The sequence below is a fragment of the Streptomyces sp. NPDC029152 genome, assembly GCF_055564355.1.
This window is the reverse complement of sequence record NZ_JBVHWR010000025.1, coordinates 17,275-37,518: the sequence shown is the minus strand read 5'-3', so window position 1 is coordinate 37,518 and position 20,244 is coordinate 17,275. Positions and strand designations below refer to the sequence as shown.

The following is a 20,244-nucleotide window of genomic DNA, read 5'->3' as shown; positions in this document are numbered from 1 at the left end:
CCATGTATGCCAGGTCATGGTCCGCCCCCGTCGCGGAGGGCGGCGCCGGACGCCCGTCGTTCGTCACCGACCACGGGCTGTGGGACGCCGGGCAGCTCGCCGCCGCCGAACGCGTCGAAGCCGCCCTCGACGACGTCGACCTCGTGCGGCTGGCCTTCGCCGACCCGCACGGTCTCGCCCGTTCCAAGACGCTGACCGCGCAGGTCTTCCGCGGCGTGCTGCGCGACGGCATGAACTTCAGCCCCGGCCCGTTCCTGTTCGACACCGGGCACGCCGTCGCCGTCGACTTCCTCGGCGAGCACGGCATCGGCGTCGACGAGATCGCCGGCGCCGGCAACTTCGTCCTGGTGCCCGACCCGCTGACCTTCCAGGTGCTGCCCGGCGACGGGCCGCGCACCGCCTGGGTGATCGGCGACGAGTACCTGCGCGACGGCACCCCGCACCCGCTGTCCGCGCGCGCCGTCCTGCGCCGGGTGCTGCGCCGCTACGCCGAGCAGGGGCTCTCCCCCGTGCTCGGCCTGGAGGTCGAGTGGTACCTCACCCGCCGCCTGGACGACGAACCCGGCAACCGGGGCAACGGCTTCGGCCTCCAGGGCCGGGCCCCGCGCGTGGCCGCCGTCAACGCCGGCTACCAGTTCAACCTGGACGCCGCCTACGACACCGTCGCCCCCGTCACCGACCCCCTCGCCCTGGACCTGCTCGCCCTGGGCCTGCCGCTGAGGTCGATGGAGCACGAGTCGGGCCCCGGCCAGGTGGAGACCACCTTCAGCCCCATGTCCGCCCTGGACACCGCCGACGCGATGCTGCTGTTCCGCACCCACACCAAGCGGCTGTGCGCCCGCCTCGGCCACCACGCCTCCTTCATGTCCCAGCCGCTGCTGGACGCCGCCGACCCCAGCGGCTGGCACCTGAACCAGTCCGTGGTGGAGACCGCCACCGGCCGCAACGTCTTCAGCGCCGAGGGCCTCACCGGCGGGCTGTCCCCGCAGGGCAAGGCGTACGCCGACGGCCTGCTGTCCTGGGCGCGCGAGCTGTGCATGCTGTCGGTGCCCACCGTCAACGGCTACCGGCGCCTGGCCGCCGAGCACGCCCTCGCCCCCACCCGCGTCGGCTGCAGCGTCGAGGACCGCACCGCGATGCTGCGGGTGGTCGGCAGCGGGGCGGGCGCCCACGTCGAGAACCGCATGGGCGAGCCGTGCGCCAACCCGTACCTGAACATCGCCGCCCAGCTGTTCGCCGGTCTCGACGGCCTGACCGGCGCCCCGGCCGACTCGGGCGAGGGGGCGGGCGACGGCCCCGGCCAGGTGGTGCCGCAGTCCCTGCGGGAGGCGCTCGAGGCCTTCACCGCCGGCCGCGCCGGACAGCTGCTGGGCGCACCGCTGGCCGCCTGCCTGGCCAAGCTCAAGGAGAGCGAGCTGCGCCGCTTCGAGGGCTGGTGCGCGCAGGCCGCCCCCGTGCCGGGCCGCGTCACCGAGTGGGAGCAGCGCGAGTACTTCGGGGCGTACTGAGCGCCGCCGGAGCCGGACCCGGTGCGGCCGTGGAAGCGCCCTCCACCGCACCGGGTCCCCAGTCCCCCTTTTCTCCACCAGCCCCCGGACGAAGGCCGACGATGATTCCTCGTTACACCCTGCCCGAGATGGCGGACCTCTTCGCCGACCAGTCGCGCTACGCCACCTGGGCCGAGGTCGAGATCCTCGCCACCGAGGCCCAGGTGCGGCTCGGACACGTGCCCGCCGAGGCGCTCGCGGACATGCGCCGCGCCCCGGTCCCGCTCGCGGCCCGGGTCGCCGAGTTCGAGAAGGAACGCGACCACGAGGTGCTGTCCTTCCTCGCCGCGTACTGCGAGAACATCCCCGAGTCCTCCGCGCGCTGGGTGCACCTCGGCATGACCAGCTACGACCTGGTCGACACCGCCCTCGGCCACACCCTGGCCCGCGCCACCGACCTGCTCGTCGCGGCGGGACGGCGGCTGCGGCGGGCGCTGACCGGCACGGCGCTCGCGCACTGGGACACGGTCATGGTGGGCCGCACCCACGGTGTGCACGCCGAGCCCACCACGTTCGGCCACAAGCTCGGCGGTTACGCCTTCGCCGTCGACCGTTCCCTGGCCCGGCTGGCCGCCGCCCGCGACGCCGTGGCCGTCGGCACGATCTCCGGCTCGGTCGGCACCTACGCGCTGATCGACCCCGCCGTCGAGGCGCACGTGTGCGGGGCGCTCGGCCTCGGCGTCGAGCCGGTGCCCAGCCAGGTCGTCGCCCGCGACCGGCACGCCCAGCTCCTCCAGGCCGTCGCCGCGCTCGGCGCGTGCATCGAGCAGATCGCCTTGGAGCTGCGGCTGTTGCAGCGCACCGAGGTCCGCGAGGTCGAGGAGCCCCGGGCGAGCGCCTACCAGGGCTCCAGCGCCATGCCGCACAAGCGCAACCCCACCACCAGCGAGCGGCTGTGCGGCCTGGCCCGGCTGCTGCGCGGATACGCCACCACCGCCCTGGAGAACGTGGCGCTGTGGCACGAGAGGGACCTCGCCCACCAGTCGGTGGAGCGGGTCATCCTGCCCGACAGCCTGTCCGTGGGCCACTTCCAGGCGACGAAGGCGGCCGAGCTGGTGGAGTCGCTCACCGTGCACCCGCAGCGGATGCGGACCCACATCGACGCCACCGACGGCCTGATCTACAGTTCGTCGGTCCTCGCCGAACTGCTGGGCGGGGGCACCGAACGCGAGCGGGCCTACCGCTCGGTGCAGGCCGCGGCGAACCGCACGATCGCCACCGGCGAGCACTTCGCCACCACCCTCGCCCAGGAGGGCATCGACCTGCCCGCGCTCGGACCCGAGCGCTTCCTCACCCACCACGACGTACTGCGCAGCCGATTGGAGAAGCTCCGTGAACTGGACGATTGAGCGGGTGGAAGGCACCGCCCTGGACCTGGACGAGGTGCTGGAGGTGTACCGCTCGTCGGGCCTGGGTGAGCGGCGGCCGGCCGACGACCGGGAGCGGATGGCGGCGATGGTGCGCAACGCCAACCTCGTCCTGGTCGCCCGCGACACCGACGGCGCGCTCATCGGCATCGCCCGCAGCGTGTCCGACTTCTCCTACGTCACCTACCTGTCCGACATCGCGGTGTCCGGCACGTACCAGCGCTCCGGCATCGGCCGCGCCCTGATCGACGCCACCCGCAAGGAGGCCCCGACGGCGAAGATCGTGCTGCTGTCGGCGCCCGCCGCGACGGAGTACTACCCGCACATCGGCTTCACCGCCCACCACTCGGCGTGGGTGCTGAACCCGTAGCGGCACCACGGGCGGCACCGCGGGCTCCACGCGGTCGAGCCTCGCGCTTCAGCGGGACTCGACCGCCGGTCCGTAGGGTCGACGGCGGGGGTACGGCCCGGTGACCGCCTGCGCGGGGCGGGCCGTGTCCGGCTGCCCCACGCGGCAGCGCGCACGGGCCGTGCAGGACCCTTGGGGGAAGGCATGAGTCAGACGATGACGGCACAGGTGCTGCCGGAGCTCCGGACACCCGCCCCGCGGCCGGTCCGGCCGGCCCAGGGCCCGCCCGCGTCCGCACCGGCCGCACCGGCCGTGGCGACCACGGCGTGGCGCGTCCTGGTCGTGGACCCCGACCTCGGCGACCCGCTGGCCGACCAGCTGCGCCGGCACGGCCACGAGCCCGTCGGCGTCACCCAGGGCAGCGCGGCCCTGCAGCGCCACGCGGACGCGGACCTGGTGCTGCTCGCGCTGGAACTGCCCGACCTGGACGGGCTGGAGGTGTGCCGGGCCATCCGCTCGGTCAGCCGTGTCCCCGTCATCATCGTCACCGCCCGCCAGTCCGAACTGGACTGCGTCCTCGGCCTGCAGGCCGGCGCCGACGACTACGTCACCAAGCCCTACGGCACGCGCGAGCTGATGGCCCGCATCGAGGCCGTGATGCGCCGCGCCCAGTGGCAGCCGACCGCCGTGGAGGAGATCCGGCACGGCTCGCTGCTCATCGACGTCAACTCCCGCCGGGTCAGCGTGGACGGGGCCGAGGTCGCCCTGACCCGCAAGGAGTTCGACCTGCTGTGCCTGCTGGCCTCGCACCCCGACACGGTCGTCCCGCGCAAGCAGCTGCTCAAGCAGGTCTGGGGCGACTCCTGGTCGCGCCGCACGGTGGACACCCACGTCAGCAGCCTGCGCGGCAAGCTCGGCGACAGCGGCTGGATCGTGACGGTACGGGGGGTGGGCTTCAGGCTCGGCCACCGCTGAGGCGGTCCCCGGGCCCCGGGCGGCCGGCGAGCACCCCCCGGCGCGGTCCGGCCGGTCTCAGCGGGCCGGGCCCGGCCGGACCGCGCCGGTGCCCAGTTCCTCGGCGAACTCCTGGCACAGCTCCGCGTAGCCGCGCATCAGCTCCGCCAGCTGCTCGGTGCAGTGCGGCGGCAGGTTGGCGATGATGCGTCCCCGGTCGCGGGCGAGCAGCGCACACGCCTCCAGCATCCGCAGCGTGCTGCGGCCCATCTCGTTCAGCCGCAGCGACGGGTCCCGCCGCAGCGCCTCGAAGAGGGTGATCAGCTCCTCGGCCGACCGTGTCTCCTCCTCCCGGTCCCGGCCGCCCGGCTCCCGCCCCTCCCGCGCGCCGCGCCCGCCCGCCGCCAGGCCGCGCTGCCGCGGCGGCACCGGATCGTCGCCCCGCAGCAGCCGGTCGCGCACGTCGGCGACGGTCGCCGGCGAGATCCCCGCGCGCCGCGCGATCGTCCGCAGCGACGCGTTGGGGTCGGCCCGCAGCAGTTCCCCGGCCAGTTCCCGCCCCTGCACGGTGCTCAGCGGCCGGGCCCGCCCGTCGAGGCCGACCCGGCGCTCGCAGCGCGGCAGCCCCTCCATGCGTGCCCGCAGCTCCGACACCTTCTTCGCGGACAGTCCCGCCACCACGGCGATGGCGCGGTCCGACCACTGGGGCCGCGTAGCGACGATGCGCTCGGCGGCGGCCACCCGGTCGCTCTGGGACAGCGGCCGGCCCTGGGCCACGTTCATCGCCACCGCCAGCAGGGCCGCGTCCTGCCGGGACCCGTCGAAGAAGCGCGCCGCGACGTGCGTACGGCCCTTCAGCCGCGCGGCCCGCAGCCGGTGCAGCCCGTCGATGACGGACAGGGTGGGGCGGTGCACGACGATCGGCGGCAGCTCACTCTCCAGGTGCGCCAGGGCCAGCGCCCACTCGCCGTCCACCCCGCCGGAACGCGGGGTGAACGAGGCCGTCAGGTCGGCCAGGCGCACCCGCTCCACGGGGGCCTCGCCCAGCGCGTCCTTGAGGGCGAGCAGTCGCTCCGAGCTGCTGTCGTGGTGCACGCGCACGGTCTGGTGGGTCATACCGCGACTCCTCGTGGACACAGCGGGCTGACGGGCCGGGGCGGGGCCCCGCACGGACCCTGGCAACGCCTCCTGACACGGGGCTGACGAACCTCTGACACCGTCGCGTCCCGGCCCCGCCGCACCGGCTTGCCGAGCGGCGGAAAGACCGCGGGCGGGCGTGAAAGCCCAGCTCATCCGGGCGGGGCGGGACAGGCGGGGCGCGGTGGGCCGTGAGCGGGACACGAGCGGCACGCGAGCGGTCCCTGCTGGACTTCCGTGCGCTGCTCACCGCGCGCGGTGCCCGCGCCGTCCGGGCGGCGCCCCAGCACGGCCGGCGGGCGACCCACGCTGCGCGCCCGCGCGGACAGCCCGATCGAACGAGGTGAGCACCGTGGCGACGACCATCGACAAGGCGGCGGGCACAGCACAGCCGGAGGCACGCGGGCCGAACATACGGCTCATGCTGCTCCCGCTGATGATCGCCATGCTGCTGTCCCAGCTGGACAACATGATCGTGGGCACCGCGATGCCCACCGTCGTCGGCGACCTGGGCGGCATGGAACACCTGTCGTGGGTGGTGACCGCCTACACCCTGGCCACCGCCGCCGCGACCCCGATCTGGGGCAAGCTCGGCGACCTGCACGGTCGCAAGGGGCTCTTCCTCACCTCCGTGGTGATCTTCCTGGCCGGTTCGGCGCTCAGCGGCATGGCCCAGGACATGACCCAGCTGATCGGCTTCCGGGTGATCCAGGGGCTCGGCGCGGGCGGCCTGATGGCCGGAGTCATGGCGATCGTCGGGGAACTGGTGCCGCCGCGCGAGCAGGGCCGCTACCAGGGCATGCTCGCCGCCGTGCTGGCCCTGTCGATGATCGGCGGGCCGCTGGTCGGCGGCGCGATCACCGACCACCTCGGCTGGCGCTGGACGTTCTACATCAACCTGCCGATCGGCGCGGTCGTCCTCGTCATGGCGGGGATGGTGCTGCGGCTCCCGGCCCGCAGGTCCAATGCCCGCATCGACTATCCGGGGGCGGCACTGCTGATGGCGGGCATCACCGCCCTCGTCCTGGTCGCCACCTGGGGCGGCACCGAGTACGCGTGGGGCTCGGACGTCATCGTCTCGCTGTGCGCCGCCGCGGTGCTCTGCCTGGGCGCGTTCGTCTTCTGGCAGACGCGGGCCGCCGAACCCGTGCTGCCGCTGCACATCTTCCGCAACCGCAACTTCGCGCTGATGTCGGTCACCGGGTTCGTGATGGGCTTCGTGATGTTCGGCGCGGTGCTGTTCCTGCCGCTGTACCAGCAGGCCGTGCAGGGGGTGTCGGCGACCAACTCCGGGCTGCTGCTGCTGCCGATGATGAGCGCGATGATCGTCGTGGCGATGGCGGCCGGCCGCGTCACCAGCGGCTCCGGACGCTACAAGGCGTTCCCGGTCGCGGGCGGCGCGCTGATGCTGACCGGCATGCTGCTGCTGTCCACCATGGACACCTCCACCTCGCGCACCGAGGCGGCGCTGTACATGGCGGTGCTCGGCGCGGGCCTGGGCTGCCTGCTCCAGGTCGTCATGCTCATCTCGCAGAACAGCGTGGACATCCGGGACATCGGCGTGGCCTCCGCCGCCATCACGCTCTTCCGCATGCTGGGCAGCTCCTTCGGCGTCGCCGTGATGGGCGCGCTGTTCAACCGCCGCGTCCTGGAGGTGATGGCCGAGCGCGCGCCGGACCGGCCGGCCCTGGCCAACGCCCAGCTCGACGCGGCCAGCCTGGCCCGCCTGCAGCCCGCCGTCCAGGAGGCCTACCGGCACGCCACCGCCGCCGGCACCCACAGCGCCTTCCTCGTCGGCTCCCTCGCCGGCGCGCTCGCCCTGCTGGCCGGGCTCCTGGTGCGCGAGGTGGCCCTGCGCATGTCGGCGTCCTCCGGCGTTTCTCGAGCGAACCTCGGCCGCACCGGCCAAGACTGAGGGGGCGTCAACGAACGGGACGCGACCGGCCCGCGCCGGCCGCGGACATCCCGCTTCAGCCGAGGGACCGGGCGTCGAACCCGACGTCCCCGCCACCGGTGCGCGGCCACCCCGCGCAGCCCGAGTCCCTCCTGCCACGGCCCCCGCGCGGTGACCCCGCCGACCGGGCCCACGACAGCGGCTGACCGTGCGGCGACCCCGCGCAGCATCACCCGGCACCTCCCGTACGCCCCGGGCGACGGGAGGTGCCGCGCGTGCGCCCGGGCCTCCCCCGGGCCCGGATCCCGTTGCGCGCCCGGATCCCGTTGCGCGCCCCTACCCCGTTGCGGGCCCCGGTCCGCGGCCGCGCCCCAGTCCCGTTTGAGCCCCGTTTGAGCGCCCCGGCCGAACGTGGCGTCGGAAGGAGGCGCTGTGGACGGTACGTGCGGAAGCGAGCGGGACGGTTCGCCGGATCCCCAGCGGAGCCGCCGGTGACGGCGGCCGGTTCTCCCCGCCCGGAACCCCGGGAACCCACCAAGACCTTCGGGGACGGCGTCCGGCGTGCCCGCCGCGCGGCCGCGCCGCACGTCCGCCCCCGTCTGCCGAGCGGAGTGTCCTTGTGAGCAGCGGACGTACGGAAGTGTGCCTCGTCGGCGCCGGACCACGCGGCCTGTCCGTGCTGGAGCGGCTGTGCGCCCACGAGCGCACGTCCCCCCGCTGGGACCACGTCACCGTGCACGTCGTCGACCCGGGCCCGCCCGGCTCGGGCCGGGTGTGGCGGCCCTCGCAGTCCCGGCACCTGTTGATGAACACCGTCGCCTCCCAGGTGACGGTCTACACCGACGCCAGCGTCGCCATCGCCGGCCCTCTGGAGGGGGGTCCCAGCCTCTACCAGTGGGCCAAGGCGATCGGCCCGAGCGCGCTCACCCCGGGCCGCGGCGCCGCCTACGACGACGAGACGCTCGCCGAGGCCCGTGACCTGGGCCCGGACAGCTACCCCACCCGCGCCCTGTACGGCCAGTACCTGGGCTGGGTGTTCCAGCAGGTCACCGCGAACGCCGCCGCGCACGTGACGGTGCGGGTGCACGCCCAGCGCGCCGTCGCCCTGGACGACGCCGGCGCCGCGCCCGGCGCGGCGGCCCCCCAGACCGTGGTGCTGGAGGACGGCACCCGGCTGACCGGCCTGTCCGCGGTGGTGCTGGCGCAGGGACACCTGCCCGTCCTGCCCGGCCCCGCCGAACGGGAACTGGCCGCCTTCGCCTCCCGACACGGCCTGACCTACCTCGCCCCCGCCAACCCCGCCGACGTGGACCTGTCGTCCGTCGCGCCCGGCGAGAGCGTGCTGCTGCGCGGCCTGGGCCTGAACTTCTTCGACTACATGGCGCTGTTCACCCGCGCCCGCGGCGGCGTCTTCGAACGCGTCGACGGCCGCCTGGTCTACCGCCCCTCGGGCCGCGAACCGCGCCTGTACGCCGGTTCCCGCCGCGGGGTGCCGTACCAGGCGCGCGGCGAGAACGAGAAGGGCGCCCACGGCCGCTGCTTCCCGCGCCTGCTGACCGCCGAGCACGTCGCGGCGCTGCGCGCCCCGGGCCGCGGCCCGATCCGGTTCGCCACCGACCTGTGGCCCCTGATCGCCAAGGAGGTCGAGAGCGTCTACTACGAGACGCTGCTGGCCGCCCGCCGGTCGCCGGCCCTCGCCGCCGGCTTCACCGCCCGCTACCTGCGCGCCGAGCCCGGCCCGCAGCGGGAGGAGCTGCTGCGGGCGGCCGGCATCGACGCGGCCGAGCGCTGGGACTGGGACCTGGTGGCCCGCCCCTACGGGGACCGGTCCTTCCCCGACCTGGCGGCCTTCCGGTCCTGGCTGCGCGGCCACCTCGACGAGGACGTGCGCCAGGCCCGCCGGGGCAATGTCTCCGGCCCGCTCAAGGCCGCCCTGGACGTGCTGCGGGACCTGCGCAACGAGGTGCGCCTGGCCGTCGAGCACGGCGGTCTGGACGCCGACTCCCACCGGGAGGACCTGGACGGCTGGTACACGCCGCTCAACGCCTACCTGTCCATCGGCCCGCCCGCCTCCCGCATCGAGGAGATGGCCGCGCTGATGGACGCGGGGGTGCTGGAGGTCCTCGGCCCCGGGACGCGGGCCGGCACCGACGCGGAGCGGGGCCGCTTCGTCGGCACCAGCGACATCCCGGGCGTACTGGTCCGGGCCACCACGCTGATCGACAGCCGGCTGCCGGAGATCGACCTGCGGCGCACCGCGGACCCGCTGCTGGCCCACCTGCTGGGCACCGGGCAGTGCCGCCCCTTCCGGGTCCCGGCCCGAGGCGGCGCCCCGTACGAGACCGGCGGCCTGGCCGTCACCGGGCGGCCCTACCACCTGCTCGACGCGCAGGGGGAGCCGCACCCGCGGCGCTTCGCCTACGGCGTGCCCACCGAGTCCGTGCACTGGGTGACCGCGGCGGGCATCCGGCCGGGCGTCGGCTCGGTGACGCTGGAGGACTCCGACGCGATCGCCGCGGCCGTACTGGAACTGCCCGCGCTGTCCGCCACCGGGGACCGCGCGGCCGTACGGGCGCGCCGGACGCCGCTGGGCGGCGGGACCACGAAGGCGGCGGCATGACGACCACCGGCCACGACAGCGCGGACACCACCCGTCACGACAGCGCGGACGCCACCCGTCACGACAGCGCGGACGCCACCCGTCACGGCGGCGCGGACGCCACCCGTCACGAGGCCACGGACGCCCGCCCCGCCCCCGACCCGGACAGCGGGCTGCTCTCCCCGGTCAGGGCGGGCACCCCCGTGGAGGCGGCGGTGGGCGACACGGCCTGGCTGCAGGCGATGCTGGACGCCGAGGCGGCCCTGGCCCGCGCCCAGGCGCACTGCGGCACCGTTCCCGCCCCGGCGGCCGCCGCGATCACCGCCGCGGCCCGCGCCGAGCGTCTGGACCTGCGGCACCTGGCCCTGGCCGCGCGCGAGACGGCCAACCCGGTCGTCGGCCTGGTCCGGGCGCTGACGGCGGTGGTGGCCGCCGACGCCCCCGAGGCCGTCGCGTACGTCCACCGGGGCTCCACCAGCCAGGACGTGTTCGACACCGGTGCGATGCTCGTCGCCCGGCGCGCGCTGCGCCTGATCGTCGCCGACCTGCGCCACACCGCCGGCGCACTCGCCGCACTGGCCGCGGAGCACCGGGACACGGTGATGGCCGGCCGCACGCTCGCCCTGCACGCCGTACCGACCACGTTCGGGCTCAAGGCGGCGGGCTGGCGGCAGCTCGTGCTGGAGGCCGCCGAGCGCCTGGAGCAGGTCGCCGGCCGTCTCCCGGTCTCCCTGGGCGGCGCGGCCGGCACCCTGGCGGGCTACCTCGCCCACGCCGGCCAGGACGCGGACGCCGCCGAGGTCGTCGACGACCTCACCGCCGCCTACGCCGCCCAGACCGGCCTGGCGGCCCCCGTGCTGCCCTGGCACGCCCTGCGCACCCCGGTCGCCGACCTGGGGGCCGCCCTCGCGCACACCGCGGGCGCCCTCGGCAAGATCGCGGCCGATGTGCTGGTGCTGGCCCGCACCGAGGTCGGCGAGGTCACCGAGCCGCAGGCGGCGGGCCGCGGCGCGTCCTCCGCGATGCCACACAAACGCAACCCCGTCCTGGCGACGCTGATCCGCTCCGCCGCCCTCCAGGTCCCGGCGCTGTCCGCGGTCCTGACGCAGTGCCTGGTGACCGAGGACGAGCGGTCGGCGGGCGTGTGGCACAGCGAGTGGCAGCCGCTGCGCGAGTGCCTGCGGCTGACCGGCGGCGCCGCCCACACCGCGGTGGAGCTGGTCCGCGGCCTCACCGTCCACCCGGACCGGATGCGCACCAACCTCGAGGCGACCGGCGGCCGGATCGCCTCCGAGCGCCTCAGCGCCGTCCTGGCCCCGCTGCTGGGCCCCGCGGCCGCCCGGGAACTGCTGACGCGGGCGTCGCTGCGGGCCGCCGAGACCTCCCGGCCGCTCGCCGACGTCCTCGCCGGACTGCCGCAGCTGCGGGGCGTACTGGACCCCCCGGAAGCCGCCGCCCTGCTGGACCCGGCCGGTTACACCGGCGCGGCGGGCGCCCTGGTCGACCGGGCGCTGACCGACGTCCGGGCCACCTCACCCGATCCTCACCTGGGAGCGACATGAGCCGCATGGACACCGACGCCGTGGAGACCGGCGCCATGGACACCGATGCCATGGACACCGACGTCATCGTGGTGGGAGCCGGTCCCGTCGGGCTGATGCTGGCGTGCGAGCTGCGGCTGGCCGGCGTCGGGTGCGTCGTGCTGGAGAAGTCGACGGAGCCGACCGACCAGTCCCGCGCCCTCGGCTTCACGGCACGCACCATCGAGACCTTCGACCAGCGCGGGCTGCTGCCCCGCTTCGGCGGCTTCGACACCATCCCCGTCGGCCACTTCGGCGGCGTCCCGCTCGACTACCGGGAGGTGCCGGGCGGCTCCTACGGCGCCAAGGGCGTGCCGCAGTCGCTGACCGTCGCCGTCCTCGGCGAGTGGGCCGGCGAACTGGGCGTCGACGTGCGCCGGGGCTGGGAGGTGACCGGCCTCGCCGACCGCGGCGACGGCGTCGAGGTGACGGTGAGCGGCCCCGACGGCCCGGCGCGGCTGCGCGCCGCCTACCTGGTGGGCTGCGACGGCGGCCGCAGCACCGTCCGCAAGAGGGCGGGCATCGGCTTCCCCGGCCACGACGCCACCATCGAGATGGCGTTCGCCGAGGTCGTCGGGGTGACCGGGGTGCGTCCGCGGCCCAACGGCGAGCGGGTGCCCGGCGGCATGGTGCTCGCCTTCCAGCAGGGCCCGGACATCTTCCGCGTCACCTACTACGACGCCGGTGTCGTCCCCCGCAAGGGCGACGCCCCGCCCTCCTTCGAGGAGGTCGCCGGTGCCTGGCGGCGGCTGACCGGCGAGGACATCAGCGGCGGCACACCGCGCTGGATCGGCAAGTTCACCGACGCCACCCGGCAGGCGAGCCGGTACCGCAGCGGGCGGGTGTTCCTGGCCGGCGACGCCGCGCACATCCACCTGCCCATCGGCGGGCAGGGCATGAGCGCGGGCGTGCAGGACGCGGTCAACCTCGGCTGGAAGCTGGCGCTGGCGGTCAAGGGCCGGGCCCCCGGGCACCTGCTCGACACCTACCACGACGAGCGGCACCCGGTGGGCGCCCGCGTCCTGGTCAACACCCTCACCCAGCGCAGCCTGTACGTCACCGGCGAGCACATGCAGCCGATGCGGGAGCTGTTCGCCGAACTGATGGAGCTGCCCGAGGTCCGCCGGCACCTCATCGGCATGGTCACCGGCCTGGACATCCGGTACGCCATGACGGCGCCGGACCATCCGCTGCTGGGCCGGCGGCTGCCGAACGCCGAACTGGTCGACGGGGCGGGCGTGAAGAGCACGGCCTCGCAGCTGCTGCACCGCGCGCGCGGTGTGCTGCTCGACCTGGCGGGCGACGCCCGGGTGCGCCGGGCCGCCGCCCCCTGGCAGGACCGGGTCGACGTCGTGGCCGTGTCCCCGCACACGACCGGCGCCGACGACCCGTTCGAGGGTGCCGCCGCCCTGCTGGTGCGCCCCGACGGATACGTCGCCTGGGCCGGCGACGGGCGCGGCGCCGAGGGCCTGACGGACGCGCTCGCCCACTGGTTCGGCGAGGGGGTGGCGGCGGCATGAGCGGCATCCCCGAAGGCGGCCTGATCGCCCTGGTCACCGGCGCCAACAAGGGCCTGGGCCGGGAGGTCGCCCGTCAGCTGGGCGCGCGGGGGGCGACCGTGCTGCTCGGCGCCCGCGACGCGCGGCGCGGCGAGCTCGCCGCCGAGGCGCTCGCCGCCGAGGGAATCGACGCGCACCCGCTGCCGCTGGACGTGACCGATCCCGCCGGTGCCGCGGCCGCGGCCGCCGTGATCGACGGGCGGTACGGCCGCCTGGACGTCCTGGTCAACAACGCGGGCGTCAACGGCACGTTCCACGGCCCGCCCAGCGCGGCCACCGCCGAGCAGCTGCGCGAGGTGTACGAGACCAACGTCTTCGGCGTGCTGACGGTGACCAACGCGATGCTGCCGCTGCTGCGCCGCTCCCCGGCCGGACGCATCGTCAACATGTCCTCGGCCGTGGGCTCCCTGACCCTCAACGCGGACCTCTCCGGCGGGTTCGGCGACTACAACCTGGTCACCTACCAGTCCTCCAAGACGGCCCTGAACGCCCTCACCCTCGCCTACGCCAGGGAGCTGCGCGACACCCCGATCAAGGTCAACGCGGCCAACCCCGGCTTCACCGCCACCGACATGAACGGCCACCGCGGCCACCAGACGGTCGAGCAGGGCGCCGTCACGGCGGTGCGCCTGGCCCTGCTCCCCCCCGACGGCCCCACGGGCACCTCCCAGGACGAGTCGGGTCCGGTTCCCTGGTGATCCCGCGCCGCCGCCCGGGCCCCGGCCGGACCCTCCTCCGCCCGGGGCCCGGGCCCGGCTGAAAGCCGTTCCGCCCGGGGCCCGTCGCTCCTCCGCGGGAGGCAGCCCCGGGCCCGTCGGCCCGACGCCCCGTCCGCCGGCCACGTGCACGGCGAGCCCCCCGCCGGGCCCGCCCGGGTCTCCCCGTCGCGGCCCCGGCAGGGGGCTCGTCGTGCGCACCGCCCGCGCGCCGGCCGGTCTCAGGCGGTGAAGAACTCCACCAGCACCGGCCCGAGCACCTCCGGCAGCACCCGGTGCCACACGCCGGGCAGCTCCAGCAGGCGCCCGTTCGGCAGGGCCGCCGCGGTCGCCTCGGCCGCGGCGAGCAGCCAGTCACTGGTGTGGTCGCTGTTGACGACCAGCGTCTCCACCCCCATCCCGGCCATCCGCTCCACCGGCACCCGGCCGTCGCCCATCACCGCGGTGTCGTAGGGCAGGGTGTGCGCCAGCGCCTCGTTGGACGGCCACAGCGGGCTGTCCTTCCACTCCTGGACCCACTCCGGCGGGAAGCCCACGTGCTCGCCGAGGAAGTACTCGACGGCCTCACCGCGCCGCCCCTCGGCGAGCAGCGCGTCCAGGCGTTCGGCGAAACCGGCGGGAGGCGTGCGGAAACCCGGGACCCGGTAGGGCGGTTCCAGCAGGGCCAGCCTGCCGATCGTCGCCCCGGCGAGGGCCGCCTCCAGTGCCAGGATCGCCCCGCTGGAGCCGCCGAACACCGCCGCCCGGCCGCCCGTCTCGTCGATGACCGCCTGGAGGTCCTCGATCTCCCGCTCGACCGCGTAGTGGGGGGAGTCCCCGCTCTGGCCGCGCCCGCGCCGGTCGTAGGCGTACACGGTGCAGTGGGGTGCCAGGTGCGGGACGAGCGTGTCGAAGGCCGTGTGGTCGCGGAAACCGCCACCGAGCAGCACGACCGGGGGGCCCTCACCGGCCTTCTCGTAGGCGATGGTGGTGCCGTCCCGCGATACGACCTTGTGCATCACACACTCCCCCAGGGACACATTCCTGCCAGCTTTTTCCGCCCGGGAAAGTAGTCGCTGATTTCGACGGCGGTCAATGCGGGAAACGCGGACAGTTGAACGCGCGACTGTCCAACCTCGGTATTCCGCAGTCGAACACCGTGATTCCTTCGAGTGTTGTCGGAAGACACCCGCTGAATTACCCTCGCCGGATAAGTCGGCCAGGCCAGGAAACCTTCCCGCGATCAGCCGGCGCAGGTCGAGAAATCCCGAGCCGACGCCCGTACACGGCCGATGCGGAAGCCGTCCGCGCGCCCCGCAGCCGGCCGACCGACGGCCCCCGACCGAGGCAGGAGTTATGACCTCCCACATCCGCACCGCACTGGTCATCGGCGGTGGCATCGCCGGCTCGACCACGGCCATGGCGCTCCAGCGCGCAGGCATCGAAGCCCGCGTCCACGAGGCGTACCACGTCACCGCCGACGGCATCGGCGGCGGCCTGAGCCTGGCCCCCAACGGGGTCAACGCCCTCGACACGATCGGCGCCGGCGACGTCATCCGCCGGGTGGGCACCCCCATGCGCGGCACCGTCCTGCACAGCGCGGACGGCGAGCTGCTCGGCGAGATCACCCTTCCGGCCGATCTGCCGCCGTCCCGCTTCGTCTGGCGCGGGGAGCTGTACCGGGCGCTGTACGACGAGGCCACCCGCCGCGGTGTCCGCACCCGGCACGGCAAGCGGCTGGTGCACGCCGAGGACACCGGTGACGGCGTCACCGCCCGCTTCGACGACGGCACCGAGGAGAGCGCCGACATCCTGATCGGCACGGACGGCATCCGCTCCACGGTGCGCGCCCTCATCGACCCGGCCGCCCCCCGCCCGCAGTACGCCGGCCTGCTCGGTTTCGCCGCCCCGCTGGCCGACACGGGACTGCCCGGCACCGGCGGCAGGCTGCACGTGAGCTACGGCCCCGCCGGCTCCTTCGGCCACCTGGTGCACGCCGACGGCTCCGGCGGCTGGTTCGTCAACCTGCCGCACCCCGAGCCGCTGACGCTGGCCGAGGCCCGGCGGACCCCGCGGGAGCAGTGGCTGGAGCGCCTGCGCGAGGCGTTCGCCGGCCACTGCGCGCCCGCCGCGGACCTGCTGGCCCGCACCGAGGCGGCCGACCTGCTGATCACCGGCCCGCTGGAGACCATGCCGCCGGTGCCGACCTGGAGCCGCGGCCGGATGGTGCTGGTCGGCGACGCCGTGCACGCGGCCTCCCCCAGCTCCGGGCAGGGCGCCTCCCAGGCCGTGGAGAGCTCCGTGCAGCTGGCGCGCTGCCTGCGCGACCTGCCCCACGACCAGGCGTTCACGGCGTACGAGGGGCTGCGGCGGGCCCGCGTGGAGCGGATCATCGCCCTCGCCGCCCGCACCAACGCCAGCAAGGCCAGCCCGCTCGCACGCCCGGCACGCGACCTCAAGCCCGAGCCCCTCGACTGGCAGTTCACCCACCGCATCGACTGGGAGGCCCCCGTCCTGCCTCCCGAGCCCGCTCTCGAATTCCAGTCGAAGTCCGCTTGAATTTCGCTCGAGGATCGCTCGAGGAGTACTCGGGGAAAAGTCCCCGATCGCTCGATCCGTACGGGTGAGGCTGCCGGAGTCCGCTGGCGCGGCTATTTCGCGAGTGGCATTCATGCCATGATGGCTGCCACATCGGCGCTCGACGTCGTGGGCGGATATGTGTCTTCGACGCTGCAAAGGGAGCGGATAGTGGAAACTCGCGTCATAGTGGTCGGCGCCGGTCCCGTGGGTCTCATGCTCGCGGGCGAACTCAGGCTCGGCGGCGCGGAGGTCACCGTCTACGACAGACTGCCCGCGCCGTCCGGGGAGTCCCGGGCCCTCGGTTTCACCAAGCGCGTCGCCGAGATCTTCGACCAGCGCGGCCTGCTCGCCCGCCTGGGCGAGTTCCGCCGCGGCCAGCGCGGTCACTTCGGCGGTGTCGGCTTCGACCTGAGCATGCTCGACGAGAGCCACCACGGGGTGCTCGGCCTGCCCCAGTCGCGCACCGAACAGATGCTCACCGACTGGCTGGGCGAACTGGGCGTCACCGTCCGGCGCGGCCACGAGGCCGTCGCCTTCACCGAGACCGCCGACGGCGTCGAGCTGGTCCTCGACGGCCCCGACGGCCGCCACCGGGACACGGCCGCCTACCTCGTCGGCTGCGACGGCCCCGACAGCACGATCCGCACCCTGGCCGGCATCTCCGCCCCCGGCTGGGAGTCCACCCGCGGGATGTACATGGCCGACGTGAAGGGCATCGAGCCGCGCCCCCGGCCCACCGGCGAGCACGTCCCCGGCGGCAGCATGGTCCTGTGCGTCGGCCTGGGCGACGGCTACCACCGCGTCCTCATCCACGACCGGAGCCTGCCGCCCCACCCCGACACCGCCACGCTGACCTTCACCGACGTCGCCGACGCCTGGCAGCGCATGACCGGCGAGTCCATCCACCACGGCAGCGCCCGCTGGATGGCCGCCTTCGGCAACGGCGCGGGCCTGGCCACCACCTACCGGCGCGGCCGCGTCCTGCTCGCCGGGGACGCCGCCCACGCCACCCCGCCGCTGGCCGGCTGGGGCCTGAGCACCGGCATCCAGGACGCGGTCAACCTCGGCTGGAAGCTCGCCGCGGTGGCCACCGGCCGCGCCCCCGAAAGCCTCCTCGACACCTACCACGCCGAGCGCCACCCCCTCGGCGAGCAGCTGCTGCGCAACACCCACGCCGCCACCGCCCTCTACCTCAGCGGCGAGGAGATGGACCCGCTGCGCGCCGTCATGCGCGAGCTGATGGACGACAAGAGCGCCGCGGAGCACTTCGCCGGCATGGTCAGCGGCCTCGGGGTCCGTTACGACACCTGCCCCGGCGACCACCCCCTGCTGGGCCGTCGGCTGTCTCCCGACCACGCCCTCGACCTGCCCGACGGCAGCCGCACCCGCGTCGCGGAACTGCTGCGCCCGGGCCGGGGCGTCCTCATCGTCACCGAAGGCACCGAAGGCACCGAAGACACGGACGGACCGCGGCACCGGGCGGCCGCCTGGTCCGACCGCGTCGACGTCGTCACCGGCACCTGGGCGCCCGCCGGCGCCCCGGGCGTGCCGCCGCGGCTGCCGGCCGCCGCGCTGGTGCGGCCCGACGGCTACGTCGCCTGGGCGGGGCCGGGCGGTGCCGGCCTGACCGCAGCCCTGGAGAGCTGGTTCGGCCCGGCCCGCGTCACCGCGGGCGTCTGACACCGGACGATCCCCCGAACCCGCCAGGAAACCCCCGACCCCAGAGCGAAGAGGAGACAAGGGAGCGATGACCGCACCTATTCTGGTCACCGGTGGCACAGGCACCCTGGGAGGCCATGTGGTGCCGCTGCTGCAGCAGGCGGGCCACGACGTACGCATCCTCGCCCGCAAGCCCCGCGAGTCCGCCAACGGCATCGAGTACTTCGCCGTCGACCTGATGACCGGTGAGGGCATCGACGCCGCCCTGCGCGGCGTGGAGACGGTGCTGCACCTCGCCGGCAGCAACAAGGGCGACGACAAGGTGGCCCGCACCCTGGTGAACGCCGCGAAGAAGGCCGGCGTCCGCCACATCGTCTACATCTCCGTCATCGGCACCGACACGATGCCGCTGAGCTGGTTCAAGACCCAGCTCGAGGCGGAGAGGATCATCATCGACTCCGGCATCCCCTGGTCCATGCTGCGCGCCGCCCAGTTCCACGACATCGTGTGGATGATGGCGCAGAAGATGGCCAAGATGCCCGTCGTCCCCGCCCCCGGCGGCCTTCAGTTCCAGCCGGTCGACTCCCGTGAGGTGGCGGCCCGCCTGGTCGAGCTGACCCTCGGCGAGCCGGCCGGCCGCGTGCCCGACCTGGCCGGGCCGAAGGTCTACCCGCTCGGCGACCTGCTGCGCAGCTACCTGGCCGCGCACGGCAAGCGCCGCCCGATGCTGCCCGTGCGCATGCCCGGCAAGGCCGGCAAGGCCTACCGCGCGGGCCAGAACCTCGCCCTGAAGGGCAACGACGTGGGCAAGCGCACCTGGGAGGAGTTCCTCGCCGAGCGCGTGGCCGCCTGACCGTCACCCCGAACGCCGCTGCCGGGACCCCTTGGAGGGGCCCCGGCAGCGGCGTTCCGCGTCGCCGGCGGCACCGCGTGCGGCGGTCCCTCAGTGCGCTTCCAGCTCCCGCGCCAGGGAACGCTCCAGCGGCGTGAGCGGAACGTCCCCGCGCACCTGCTCGGGATGGTCCGGCCCCGGCCCCCGCAGCGGGCCCACCGGCTCCCCGGGAGCGGCGTCCCGCAGCGCCCCGGTCGTCGCGCCCGGGTCCAGACCCGTGTGGACGGTGCCGTACACCACCAGGCAACGGTAGATCTCGCGCAGCACACGGCGAGGGCGCAGCAGATGCCACATGGCGGGCCTCCTTGAGTGGTCGGCGGTCACAGGCCGTCCACGCCACCTTCGGGCGGGGCGGCGGAGAAGCGCCGCAGATCCCCTGGAGTCCCGCTCCAGCCCGCCCGCACTGCCGCCGGAGCCCGGCCTGCCGCCCGCCGCAGTACGGCCCGCACCCCGCCACAGCCTCCCCCGGGCCCGCCCCGGGCCGCACCGGGTCCCGCCGGAGCCCCGGTGGCCACCGGTCCCCCGGCGGCCACCGGTCCCGGCGCGGTCCGCGCCCCGGCCCCGCACCCGCGCACCACCGCGCCACCAGGCACGACACCCCGGGCACGGCCCCGCCCCAGCCGCCGCACGCCCGCGGCCGGCGCCCTCGCGGCCCGCCCGGCCGGGCCCGCCGCGCGCGCGGACCGTAACGGCAGGCCGCCCTGTTCAACCGCGCCGTCGCGGCCGCAGTCGGACACCCGGGCCGCGGGTTAGATCGAAGACGCCGTGCGACGCGATCCGAGAGAGGACTCCATGACGTACATCATCCACCCCGGTGACCGGCCCGAAGGCCGCCGCGGATTCGAGATCGTGCTGTCGAGCAAGATGACGGACGGGGCGGCTTCGTTGGTGGAGACCCGCCAGGGACCGGCCTGGTCCGGACCGCCGCTGCACACGCACGCGGAGTCCACGGAGACCTACTTCGTCGTCTCCGGCAAGCTGATCGTCCAGGTCGACGACGAGGTCGTCGAACTCGGCCCGAGCGCCATGGCCCACATCACCGTCGGCACCCGGCACACCTGGGCCACCCCTCCCGGCGAGGGCGCGCACTTCCTGACCCTGCACATGCCCGGCGGCTACGAGGACTACCACCCCACCGCGCTGCAGGCCGAGAAGGACAACGGCGGCCCGCTCACCCAGGAGGACCTCTTCAAGATCGCCGCCCGGTTCGACTGGCGCCCGGCGGGCGAGCGGCCGATGCGCCTGACCCCCGACGGCCGTCTGGTCCCCGCCGCGCAGGCCGACGACGAGGCCGCCCGCCTGCGCGAGGAGTGGCTCAAGGCCAACGACCGGCCGGTCGAGATCCAGCCCATCCACGAGGACGGCTTCTACGACAAGGCCGACAAGGCCGACGACGCCGGTGCCGGTGCCGGACAGAACGCCTGAGCACCTC

General features: G+C 74.9%; 16 protein-coding genes. 13 read left to right on the top strand and 3 right to left on the bottom strand.

Translation table 11 applies throughout. The annotated features are described in order from the left end of the window. Positions 1-2 precede the first annotated feature (2 nt). The 4 genes from ACZ4V6_RS32800 (at position 3) to ACZ4V6_RS32785 (ending at position 4,238) form a co-directional block, all read left to right on the top strand. Positions 3-1,508 carry a type I glutamate--ammonia ligase gene (locus ACZ4V6_RS32800; RefSeq protein WP_467834409.1) on the top strand — a complete coding sequence of 502 codons (1,506 nt, stop codon included), beginning with the start codon at positions 3-5 and terminating at the stop codon, positions 1,506-1,508. Positions 1,509-1,609: 101 nt separating this feature from the next. Then, the gene (gene purB, locus ACZ4V6_RS32795) at positions 1,610-2,896 is read left to right on the top strand and encodes an adenylosuccinate lyase (RefSeq protein WP_467834407.1); all 1,287 of its coding nucleotides are present in this window, start codon (positions 1,610-1,612) and stop codon (positions 2,894-2,896) included. Next, positions 2,880-3,284 (top strand): GNAT family N-acetyltransferase, encoded by a 405-nt coding sequence (locus ACZ4V6_RS32790; protein ID WP_467834405.1) that lies wholly within the window; start codon positions 2,880-2,882, stop codon positions 3,282-3,284. The genes purB and ACZ4V6_RS32790 overlap by 17 nt, the downstream gene beginning before the upstream one ends. Before the next feature lie 183 nt (positions 3,285-3,467). After that, positions 3,468-4,238, top strand: a complete 771-nt coding sequence (locus ACZ4V6_RS32785) for a response regulator transcription factor (RefSeq protein WP_467834403.1) — start codon at positions 3,468-3,470, stop codon at positions 4,236-4,238. Positions 4,239-4,295: 57 nt separating this feature from the next. On the opposite strand, the gene ACZ4V6_RS32780 is transcribed toward ACZ4V6_RS32785, so the two are convergent. Then, positions 4,296-5,333: a transcriptional regulator gene (locus ACZ4V6_RS32780; RefSeq protein WP_467834401.1), complete on the bottom strand. Its 1,038-nt coding sequence runs from the start codon at positions 5,331-5,333 to the stop codon at positions 4,296-4,298. A 373-nt stretch (positions 5,334-5,706) separates the two neighbouring features. Here ACZ4V6_RS32780 and ACZ4V6_RS32775 point away from each other — a divergent pair, with 373 nt between their 5' ends. From ACZ4V6_RS32775 to ACZ4V6_RS32755, 5 genes are all read left to right on the top strand, one after another. Continuing rightward, positions 5,707-7,269: an MDR family MFS transporter gene (locus tag ACZ4V6_RS32775; protein ID WP_467834400.1), complete on the top strand. Its 1,563-nt coding sequence runs from the start codon at positions 5,707-5,709 to the stop codon at positions 7,267-7,269. 598 nt (positions 7,270-7,867) lie between these two features. Further along, positions 7,868-9,868, top strand: coding sequence for an FAD/NAD(P)-binding protein (locus ACZ4V6_RS32770; RefSeq protein ID WP_467834398.1), 2,001 nt, complete (start codon positions 7,868-7,870; stop codon positions 9,866-9,868). Beyond that, a complete protein-coding gene (locus tag ACZ4V6_RS32765; protein WP_467834397.1) occupies positions 9,865-11,409 on the top strand; it encodes a nitrosuccinate lyase in 1,545 nt (514 codons plus the stop codon). Before ACZ4V6_RS32770 ends, ACZ4V6_RS32765 begins: the two co-directional genes overlap by 4 nt. Continuing rightward, complete coding sequence (locus ACZ4V6_RS32760; RefSeq protein WP_467834395.1) at positions 11,406-12,947, top strand: FAD-dependent monooxygenase; 1,542 nt, start codon at positions 11,406-11,408, stop codon at positions 12,945-12,947. The genes ACZ4V6_RS32765 and ACZ4V6_RS32760 overlap by 4 nt, the downstream gene beginning before the upstream one ends. Next, on the top strand, positions 12,944-13,684 hold the full coding sequence (locus ACZ4V6_RS32755; protein ID WP_467834394.1) for an SDR family oxidoreductase: 741 nt from the start codon (positions 12,944-12,946) through the stop codon (positions 13,682-13,684). The genes ACZ4V6_RS32760 and ACZ4V6_RS32755 overlap by 4 nt, the downstream gene beginning before the upstream one ends. 239 nt (positions 13,685-13,923) lie before the next feature. Here ACZ4V6_RS32755 and ACZ4V6_RS32750 read toward each other — a convergent pair whose 3' ends face one another. Then, positions 13,924-14,700 (bottom strand): alpha/beta fold hydrolase, encoded by a 777-nt coding sequence (locus tag ACZ4V6_RS32750; protein WP_467834392.1) that lies wholly within the window; start codon positions 14,698-14,700, stop codon positions 13,924-13,926. Between the two features lie 337 nt (positions 14,701-15,037). On the opposite strand from ACZ4V6_RS32750, the gene ACZ4V6_RS32745 reads away from it, so the two are divergent. The 3 genes from ACZ4V6_RS32745 to ACZ4V6_RS32735 all read left to right on the top strand — a co-directional run bounded on the left by ACZ4V6_RS32745 (position 15,038) and on the right by ACZ4V6_RS32735 (position 18,773). Further along, positions 15,038-16,240 carry an FAD-dependent monooxygenase gene (locus tag ACZ4V6_RS32745; protein ID WP_467834390.1) on the top strand — a complete coding sequence of 401 codons (1,203 nt, stop codon included), beginning with the start codon at positions 15,038-15,040 and terminating at the stop codon, positions 16,238-16,240. 189 nt (positions 16,241-16,429) lie between these two features. Further along, the gene (locus tag ACZ4V6_RS32740) at positions 16,430-17,941 is read left to right on the top strand and encodes an FAD-dependent monooxygenase (RefSeq protein WP_467834388.1); all 1,512 of its coding nucleotides are present in this window, start codon (positions 16,430-16,432) and stop codon (positions 17,939-17,941) included. A 67-nt stretch (positions 17,942-18,008) separates the two neighbouring features. Next, positions 18,009-18,773, top strand: a complete 765-nt coding sequence (locus ACZ4V6_RS32735) for an SDR family oxidoreductase (protein WP_467834387.1) — start codon at positions 18,009-18,011, stop codon at positions 18,771-18,773. Between the two features lie 90 nt (positions 18,774-18,863). Here ACZ4V6_RS32735 and ACZ4V6_RS32730 read toward each other — a convergent pair whose 3' ends face one another. Next, complete coding sequence (locus tag ACZ4V6_RS32730; protein WP_467834385.1) at positions 18,864-19,106, bottom strand: DUF6059 family protein; 243 nt, start codon at positions 19,104-19,106, stop codon at positions 18,864-18,866. A gap of 498 nt (positions 19,107-19,604) precedes the next feature. On the opposite strand from ACZ4V6_RS32730, the gene ACZ4V6_RS32725 reads away from it, so the two are divergent. Continuing rightward, on the top strand, positions 19,605-20,237 hold the full coding sequence (locus ACZ4V6_RS32725) for a cupin domain-containing protein (RefSeq protein ID WP_467834383.1): 633 nt from the start codon (positions 19,605-19,607) through the stop codon (positions 20,235-20,237). The last annotated feature ends 7 nt before the right edge of the window (positions 20,238-20,244 follow it).